Annotated in this window: 6 protein-coding genes and 2 pseudogenes; 5 read left to right on the top strand and 3 right to left on the bottom strand. The window is 56.4% G+C overall.

What is annotated here, in order from left to right; genetic code table 11:
• Positions 1–52: 52 nt before the first annotated feature.
• Together HHJ19_RS13265 and HHJ19_RS13270 are read right to left on the bottom strand one after the other, a co-directional pair.
• Positions 53–1,285: pseudogene (locus tag HHJ19_RS13265) on the bottom strand (branched-chain amino acid ABC transporter substrate-binding protein).
• Positions 1,286–1,402: 117 nt separating this feature from the next.
• A complete protein-coding gene (locus HHJ19_RS13270; RefSeq protein WP_296908156.1) occupies positions 1,403–3,028 on the bottom strand; it encodes a 3-(methylthio)propionyl-CoA ligase in 1,626 nt (541 codons plus the stop codon).
• Positions 3,029–3,221: 193 nt separating this feature from the next.
• Here HHJ19_RS13270 and HHJ19_RS13275 point away from each other — a divergent pair, with 193 nt between their 5' ends.
• The 5 genes and pseudogenes from HHJ19_RS13275 (at position 3,222) to HHJ19_RS13295 (ending at position 7,151) form a co-directional block, all read left to right on the top strand.
• Positions 3,222–4,712: a YdiU family protein gene (locus HHJ19_RS13275; protein ID WP_296908159.1), complete on the top strand. Its 1,491-nt coding sequence runs from the start codon at positions 3,222–3,224 to the stop codon at positions 4,710–4,712.
• A 34-nt stretch (positions 4,713–4,746) separates the two neighbouring features.
• A pseudogene (gene msrB / locus HHJ19_RS13280) lies at positions 4,747–5,153 on the top strand (peptide-methionine (R)-S-oxide reductase MsrB).
• A 212-nt stretch (positions 5,154–5,365) separates the two neighbouring features.
• Entirely contained in the window at positions 5,366–5,992 is a 627-nt protein-coding gene (locus HHJ19_RS13285) for a septation protein A (protein WP_296908161.1), read from the top strand.
• Positions 5,989–6,288, top strand: coding sequence for a BolA family transcriptional regulator (locus tag HHJ19_RS13290; RefSeq protein WP_296908163.1), 300 nt, complete (start codon positions 5,989–5,991; stop codon positions 6,286–6,288). The genes HHJ19_RS13285 and HHJ19_RS13290 overlap by 4 nt, the downstream gene beginning before the upstream one ends.
• Positions 6,289–6,365: 77 nt before the next feature.
• On the top strand, positions 6,366–7,151 hold the full coding sequence (locus HHJ19_RS13295; protein WP_296908165.1) for a peptidyl-prolyl cis-trans isomerase: 786 nt from the start codon (positions 6,366–6,368) through the stop codon (positions 7,149–7,151).
• A 57-nt stretch (positions 7,152–7,208) separates the two neighbouring features.
• Here the strand turns inward: HHJ19_RS13295 and HHJ19_RS13300 are convergent.
• Positions 7,209–8,303, bottom strand: a 1,095-nt coding sequence (locus tag HHJ19_RS13300; RefSeq protein ID WP_296908167.1) for a catalase-related domain-containing protein, incomplete at its 5' end; no start/stop codon positions are given.

Raw genomic sequence — 8,303 nt, forward strand, 5'->3', positions numbered from 1 at the left:
AACGCCGGGTGAGGCTGCTGCCACCCCGGCGTCGCGTCAAAGCCGGCTAAGGTCAGGGGCGTTTCATCTGGCAACTGGTCGGCGTGCTGGCCACATAGGCATCAACGTATTTCACCGGCGCGAAGGTGTAGCCGGTGTTCTCGACGCTGTAAGTGTTTTTCGCATCGACCTTTTGCCATTTGGAGATGTACAGGCCCTGCTGCATCTGATGGTCTGATTTGCGCATCTGCGATTCGCCATTGAACCCCTTGAATGACAGGCCCTCCATGGCGGACGCCACCTTGATGGGATCACTTGACTTGGCCTTCTTGATGGCCTCGGCCAACAGCACCACGCCGTTATAGATCGAGAATGTGTAAAAGTCGTCGTTATATTTCTTTTTGAATTCCGTAGCCATGGCACCTATTTCGCCAGGGTAGTTGGAGTGGTTGTAAGCAATCTGGTAAACCTCGATATCGCCCGCAGCCGCCAGTGCGGTCGGCGTTCCGGAAACGCCTGCGTAGTAGGCATAAATCGGGATCTTCAGGCCGGCTTCGGTAATGGCCTTGATCAGCAAGGTCATATCCTGACCCCAGTTGCCGGTGACCAGCGTGTCTGCGCCGCTTGCCTTGATCTTGGCCACATAGGGTGCAAAGTCTTTGACCTGGCCGAAAGGATGCAGGTCTTCACCCACGATCTGCGCATCAGGACGGTGGCGAGTCAGGCCCTCCTTGAAATACTTGGCAACCTGCTGACCATGCGAGTAATTCTGGTTGAGCAGATAAACCTTCTTGACCTAGGGCTGATCCTTCATGAAAGATGTGAGGGCCTCCATCTTCATCGAAGTGTCGGCATCCAACCTGAAGTGGGCAAAGGAGCATTTTTCGTTGGTCAGCGCGGGATCTACTGCTGCGTAATTGAGAAAAATCACTTCCTTGCCGGGATTGCGTTCGTTGTTTTTGGCGATTGCATCTGCCAGCGCCAAAGCGACGGCAGAACCATTGCCCTGGACAACGTAATGAATACCCTGGTCAATGGCAGACTTGAGCCCGTTGAGTGCCTCCTGGGGCGAGCTTTTGCTGTCTATCGGCACAATCTCGAATTTGACGCCCGCCACATTCTTGGCGCCATTGAGGCGGTCAATGACGAATTGCCAGTTCTTCAGCTGGTTCTGGCCCACATTGCCGAAAGGTCCCGAGAGGCCTTCAATCATCGCGATTTTTACGGTTTCTCCCTTTTGAGCGAAAGCGACCGAAGCGCCCGCCAGAATTACGCATACCGCTACGGATTTAAGAGCAAATTTCATCGCTTGTTTCCTTTGTTTCAACATCGTAGTGAGCGTACGGGTTTTGTGCGTTGCGGCGCTCAGGGATTGTCCCTAGGAGCCCCGCGCTGCTATCGCATGGGCGACTCGGCATATCGATCAGACTGGCAATTTGTAATTTTTTAACTGTTCCCGAAGTTTGGTCTTCAACATTTTCCCGGTCGCTCCGAGTGGAATGGTGTCGACAAACACCACGTCATCAGGAATTTGCCATTTGGCTGTCTTGCCCTCGTAAAACTGGAGGAGTTCCTCACGCGTGACCTCCATGCCCGGCTTTTTAACCACGGCAATGATGGGCCGCTCATCCCACTTGGGGTGCGCCACGCCAATGCAGGCTGCCATGGCGACCGCAGGATGCGCCACCGCGATGTTTTCGATGTCAATCGAGCTGATCCATTCGCCGCCGGATTTGATGACATCCTTGCTACGGTCGGTGATCTGCATATAACCATCTGCATCGATTGTGGCCACGTCACCGGTAGGAAACCAGCCGTCCACCAGCGGGTCGCCGCCCTCGCCTTTATAGTATTCGCGGATTACCCAGGGACCCTTCACTAGCAGGTCGCCATACGTCTTCCCATCCCAGGACAACTCCTCGCCAGCACCATCGACAATTTTCATGTCTACGCCGTAAATCGCACGCCCCTGCTTGAGGCGAATAGTCATTTTCTCGTCGGAAGACAAGCTGTCATGCTTGTTTTTCAAGGTGCAGAGTGTGCCCAGCGGGCTCATTTCGGTCATGCCCCAGGCGTGCAGCACTTCCACACCGTAGTCGTCATTAAAAGCCTTGATCATGGCCGGCGGGCATGCCGAGCCGCCGATCACCGTGCGGCGAAGAGTGGAAAACCGCAAGCCCCCGGGTTTCATGTGCGTCAGCAACATCTGCCAGACAGTGGGAACTCCGGCAGCGTAAGTGACCTTTTCCGCCTCGATCAACTCATAGACCGACTTGCCATCCAGCGCGGGGCCAGGAAACACCAGTTTGGCTCCGGTAAGCGCCGCCGAGTAAGGAATGCCCCAGGCGTTGACGTGAAACATGGGTACGACTGGCAAAATGGCATCGCGCGCCGACATGCCCATCACGTCGGGCAAGGCTGCTGCATAAGCGTGCAGCGTGCTGGAGCGGTGGCTGTACAGCGCTGCTTTGGGGTGACCCGTAGTGCCACTGGTGTAACACATGCTGGAAGCGGTGTTTTCATCGAATTCGGGCCAATCGTAGTCATCCGATTGCGCGCCGATCCAGCTTTCATAACTCAATAGATTTGGAATACCTGAATCTGCCGGAAGCTTGTCGGCATCACACAGCGCGATGTAATGCTTGATCGTGGTGCATTTGCCATGCACGGCCTGTATCAGGGGCAGAAAACTCAAATCGAAACAGAGAACCTGATCTTCTGCGTGGTTGGCAATCCACGCGATCTGGTCGGGATGCAGGCGCGGGTTGATGGTGTGCAGCACGCGGCCTGAGCCGCTGACGCCGTAATACAGCTCCAGGTGCCTGTAACCGTTCCACGCCAGCGTGGCGACACGGTCACTGAAATTCAGCTTCAGCGCATCCAGTGCATTGGCAACCTGACGCGAGCGTTGGGCAGCATCCTTGTACGTGTAGCGATGGATATCCCCCTCCACGCGACGCGAGACAATTTCCGCATCGCCATGGTGGCGCGCGGCGAATTCGATCAATGACGAGATCATCAGTGGCTGGCTTTGCATCAAACCTAACATGGCCTGTTTCCTTTTCTGCCTTTATGGGCGTGCTTTGAAATCCGCTGTCTTCCGGGTGAATGTTACCGCGCGCCCATCCCTGCCACCCCCGGGGAAAACCGTATTTGCGCCACATTGGCGACACCGCGGCTGTTTCGCAGCAGCAGTTAACCCCTGGCGCGCAGGGCTGGCAGGCCTCCAGCACAATCCGTTCATGATCCCAGCACTCGACAACGCGCCAGCCAGCCCGATCCCTGCCGGGCATTCCTTGAAATGGACTAACGGCTTTACCCGTCTGGGTCCGGATTTCTACACAGAACTTGAAGCCAGACCTCTTGCTTCTCCTTACTGGGTGGGACGCAACCGCGCCTTGGCGCGCGAACTTGGTCTGCAAGAGCACTGGCTTGAATCCGCCGAGGCTTTGGCGGCACTCAGCGGTAACCAGCTGCTTCCGGGCTCGAAACCGCTGGCCAGCGTGTACAGCGGCCACCAGTTCGGGGTTTGGGCGGGACAATTGGGAGACGGCCGCGCGCTGCTGCTGGGCGAGATTGAAACCCCTCTTGGCCCGCAAGAGATCCAGCTCAAGGGCTCGGGCAGCACGCCTTACTCCCGCATGGGTGATGGCCGCGCGGTGTTGCGCAGCTCGATCCGTGAATTTTTGTGTTCTGAAGCCATGCATGGACTGGGTATTCCGACGACGCGCGCGCTTTGCGTGACGGGCTCGGATGCCCCGGTGCGGCGCGAAGAAATAGAAACGGCCGCCGTCGTGACCCGAACCGCACCCAGCTTTATCCGATTCGGCCACTTTGAGCACTTCAGTTACTCGAATCAACACGTCCAGCTAAAGGCTTTGGCCGACTATGTGATCGACCGCTTTTACCCCGCCTGCCGTGACGCCCGCCAGCCTTATGCGGCGCTGCTTGAAGCGGTGAGCGAGCGCACGGCGCGCATGGTGGCAGCTTGGCAGGCTGTCGGTTTTTGCCATGGCGTGATGAACACCGACAACATGAGTATTTTGGGCCTGACCATCGATTACGGTCCTTTCCAGTTTCTCGATGCGTTCGACCCCGGCCACATTTGCAATCATTCAGACCATCAGGGCCGCTATGCCTACAACAAGCAGCCCAACATGGCCAACTGGAACCAGTTTTGCATCGGCCAGGCTTTGCTGCCACTGATCGAAGAACAGGACCAGGCGCTGGCAGCGCTGGAATCCTACAAAACGGTGTTTCCCAAAGCGCTCCATGCCCGGATGGGTTCCAAGCTAGGCCTGCCCGATGAACAGCCCGAAGACCAGGAGCTGATTGACAACACCTTCCGGCTACTGGCCAGCAACAAAGTGGACTACACAATTTTCTGGCGTCGCCTTTGCAGCTTCACCGCCCAAAGCGGCCATGAAGCGGTACGAGAGCTGTTTTTTGATGGCGAATCCTTCAACGCTTGGGCGCTACAGTATTCAGAGCGCATTGCGACCGTGGATATTGGACTACAGGCCAATTTGATGCTTAAAAATAACCCCAGGTTCGTGTTTCGCAACCATCTGGGTGAAGAGTCCATTCGGGCGGCGAAACTAAAAGACTTCTCGAAGGTCGATACTTTGCTGCAACTATTGCAATCTCCATTTGAAGAGCATCCAGGTCATGACAGCTTTGCCGCGTTTCCACCAGCATGGGCGGCTTCAATTGAGATTAGTTGCAGTTCGTAACACTCTTCCTTCAAAACACCAGGACTTGAAAATTATGAGCGCCAAAATCCAGAAAACCGATGCCGAATGGAAAGCCTTGCTGAAAAAGGTGCGGAACCGCTTGCCTTCGAGGTCACCCGCCATGCTGCCACCGAACGCCCGTTTACCGGCAAGTACGACGGCAACCGGGCCAAAGGCACCTACCGCTGCATGTGCTGCGACGCCGAGCTTTTTGATTCTTCCGCCAAATTCGATGCCGGTTGCGGCTGGCCGAGCTTTTCCGAGGAAGTAAGGGAAGGCGCCATTGAAGAGCATGTGGATCGATCGCTGGGCATGGCCCGCACCGAAACCGTTTGCGCAAATTGTGGCGCGCATCTGGGGCATGTGTTTCCCGACGGACCTACGCCTACAGGCTTGCGCTACTGCATGAACTCCGCTTCGCTGGATTTCAAGTCGACGTGAGATTGCCCCCACGCTTGTCGCTTCGCGTACTGCGCGGCCCCCCGGAGGCCGTGGCGTTTTCGGCCTGGCAAAGCCGGTTCGGCGGCGCTGGCTGGCATGGTGCCGCCTGCGGTCAGTTCTGCGGTCCCTCACTTTTCGCTTCCTGTGCCGCAGTCTCCCGACCACGTCGGGCCCCATTTTTTGATTGAAAACCACTCCTCCATAATCAAGTCATGAAAATTTTGTTCGATTTCCTGCCGATCATGCTTTTTTTCGGCATGTTCAAGTACGCTGAAGGCCACAAGGACTGGGCCGCCAGCATCGCGACCGACTGGCTGGGCTTCATGGTCTCCGGCGGCGTGGTCGGACCTGCGGAAGCGCCTGTCTTGCTGGCAACGGTAGTCGTCATTGTGGCCACACTGGCACAGATCCTCTGGATCAAGGCCCGCGGCCGAAAAGTCGACACCATGCTGTGGGTCAGTCTGGCGCTGGTCACGGTACTCGGCAGTGCCACGATTTATTTTCACAGCGAAAGCTTCATCAAATGGAAACCGACGGTGCTCTATTGGGTGATGGGCGGCTCCTTGTTGGTAGGTCAGCTGGTGTTCAGGAAAAACGGCATCAAATCCTTGATGGGCGCACAAATGGCATTGCCGGATTCCGTCTGGCGTATCGTAAATTTCAGCTGGGTGGCATTTTTTACCCTGATGGGTTTTCTCAACCTGTGGGTAGCATTCAACTTCCCGACCAGCACCTGGGTCAACTTCAAACTCTTCGGCGGCCTGGGTCTGATGCTGGTGTTTGTGCTTGCGCAAGCGATATTTCTCAACAAACACATCAAGCCGGACGCCACGCCATGAGCACAAATCAGTCCCTCAACCGGCCCATTCCTGTACGTGCAACCGAGATTGAGCAGCAACTGCAAGCGCGGCTTAAACCCACACGGCTGGAGGTTCTCGACGAAAGCTCAGACCATGCGGGTCATGCCGGCGCCAATGACCAAGGCTTTGGCTCGCACTTTCGCGTGCGCATTGCCAGTCCGTATTTTGCCGGCAAGACTCGCCTGGCCTGTCACAGGCTTGTGTATGATGCAATGCAAAATTTCATAGATCAGGGCCTTCACGCTCTGGCCATAGAGATTCTTGACTCACCCTGAACCCCTGTTGTTTTCCGCAAAAATTTATTCGCAACTGAACAGCAAGACCAACACCCTCAAAGGATTACAACTCAATCATGAAGAAACAATTTTTACTCGCCACAGCAGTTGCCGGCCTGCTGGCCTTGAGTGCTCAAGGCGTGTTAGCCCAGAACCTGGCCATCGTCAACGGAAAAGCGGTTCCCAAGACCCGTCTTGACGCGTTGGCCCAGCAAGTCGCCAAATCGGGCCGGCCAGTCACGCCAGAAATGGAAGGCCAGATGCGTGAAGAAGTCATTGCACGCGAAGTGTTCATGCAGGAGGCCGAGAAACAGGGCTTGTCTGCAAGCGACGACTTCAAGGCGCAGATGGAACTCGCCCGGCAGACTCTCTTGATCCGTGAACTGTTCGCTGACTACCAAAAGAAAAACCCGGTATCCGATACCGAACTGAAAGCCGAATACGACAAGTTTGCCAAGGCCAACGGCGGCAAGGAATATAAGGCCCGCCACATTCTGGTGGAAAAGGAAGCCGATGCCACCGCGATCATTGCCAGCCTGAAAAAAGGGGGCAAGTTTGAAGATATTGCAAAAAAACAGTCCAAGGACCCTGGGTCAGGCGCGAAGGGCGGCGATCTTGATTGGGCCAATCCTTCGAGCTACGTGCCTGAGTTCACGGAAGCCCTGCTCAAGCTGAGTAAAGGCCAGACCACCGAAACGCCGGTTAAGTCGCAATTCGGCTACCACGTCATACGCGTTGACGATATCCGCGCCGCGCAACTGCCCTCTTTCGACGAAGTCAAGCCCCAGATCGCCCAACAGATGCAGCAGCAAAAGCTTGCCGCATTCCAGGAAGAGCTCCGCAAGAAAGCCAAGGTTGAATAAGCGCTAATACCGTTCCCGAAAACGCGGCCTGAGCCGCGTTTTTTTATGGGTCTTCGGTCAAACACGCGTTAGATCGGTTTCCCTTTCCACATGCCGGTGGTGGGCGACGCCCCGAATGAAGGCCTTTGCTGCTTCAACCATGCTGCCGGAAGCGGCAATGATCAAGCCGGCGTCAGGCTTGCCGTTTGAGAGGGTTGCGGACAAACCGGCTTTCTCCAGCAGCGCCGTGGCCGCACCCAGCACAAGAATGGTTTTGCAATGACGGTACTGGTCCATGATGAATTCCATCGTGTGAGCGTCGCTTGCCAATGCTTTTACTCCGGCATCACCGTCGGGCAAAACCAGCGCATCAAAGAGAAAACCCGGCTCGTTTTCGAGCGACGCATCTGCCTCCAGACTACCGCCTTCAGCCGTGGTGATTGGGCCGATGCGCGGTCCCACGAGCCGCGGCACCACGCCTTCAATCAGCAACGCAGCCTGCAGCTGCACAACGGAATCGCTCCGGACGCCGGGGGCAATCAACAGTGCGATTTTGCGACCTTTGATTGAGCCATCTCCCGGCCTTGCCAGCAGGGACAGCGTCGGCGAAACAGTGACTTCAGGTTTGGCGGGCCTGGCCAGCGCAAGCGGTAACGCTGCAGGCATCGAATCAATACCCAGTCCGTCGGCCACTTTTCGTGCCAGCCCCTCCGATACGTTGCGCAGCGACGCTACCATGCGCTGCCGGATCGCAGGCACGGTGACCTTGCTCAATTCGAAACGGAATGCCGCCGCGATGTGTGCCTGCTCGACCGGTGTCTGGCTTTGATAGAACAACGTGGCCTGGGTGTAATGATCGGCAAACTTTTCAGGTTTGCCGCGCACCTTCGCTTGCTCTTCCTGCGCCTGGAGTCGCGCGGGGACCGACACAAAACCTTGCGCCGCACCGGCCTGGAAGGGACAACCTCCGGCAAGAGAATTGGGTTCATAGGCCACCCGACCGCGCACAATGGCTTGGCGATGCATGCCGTCGCGCTGGTTGTTATGAACCTGGGCAATCGGCGAATTGATCGGAATCTCGTGAAAATTGGCACCACCTAAGCGCGATATCTGCGTGTCCACATAGGAATGGATACGACCGGCCAGCAGTGGGTCATTCGAAAAATCTATACC

Source organism: Polaromonas sp., from assembly GCF_012927415.1.
GTDB lineage: Bacteria > Pseudomonadota > Gammaproteobacteria > Burkholderiales > Burkholderiaceae_C > Polaromonas.

Excerpts from the sequence above, each read along its gene's own strand:
- HHJ19_RS13270 (WP_296908156.1), bottom strand. The coding sequence starts at position 3,028 with ATGTTAGGTTTGATGCAAAGCCAGCCACTGATGATCTCGTCATTGATC.
- HHJ19_RS13275 (WP_296908159.1), top strand. The coding sequence starts at position 3,222 with ATGATCCCAGCACTCGACAACGCGCCAGCCAGCCCGATCCCTGCCGGG.
- HHJ19_RS13285 (WP_296908161.1), top strand. The coding sequence starts at position 5,366 with ATGAAAATTTTGTTCGATTTCCTGCCGATCATGCTTTTTTTCGGCATG.
- HHJ19_RS13290 (WP_296908163.1), top strand. The coding sequence starts at position 5,989 with ATGAGCACAAATCAGTCCCTCAACCGGCCCATTCCTGTACGTGCAACC.
- HHJ19_RS13295 (WP_296908165.1), top strand. The coding sequence starts at position 6,366 with ATGAAGAAACAATTTTTACTCGCCACAGCAGTTGCCGGCCTGCTGGCC.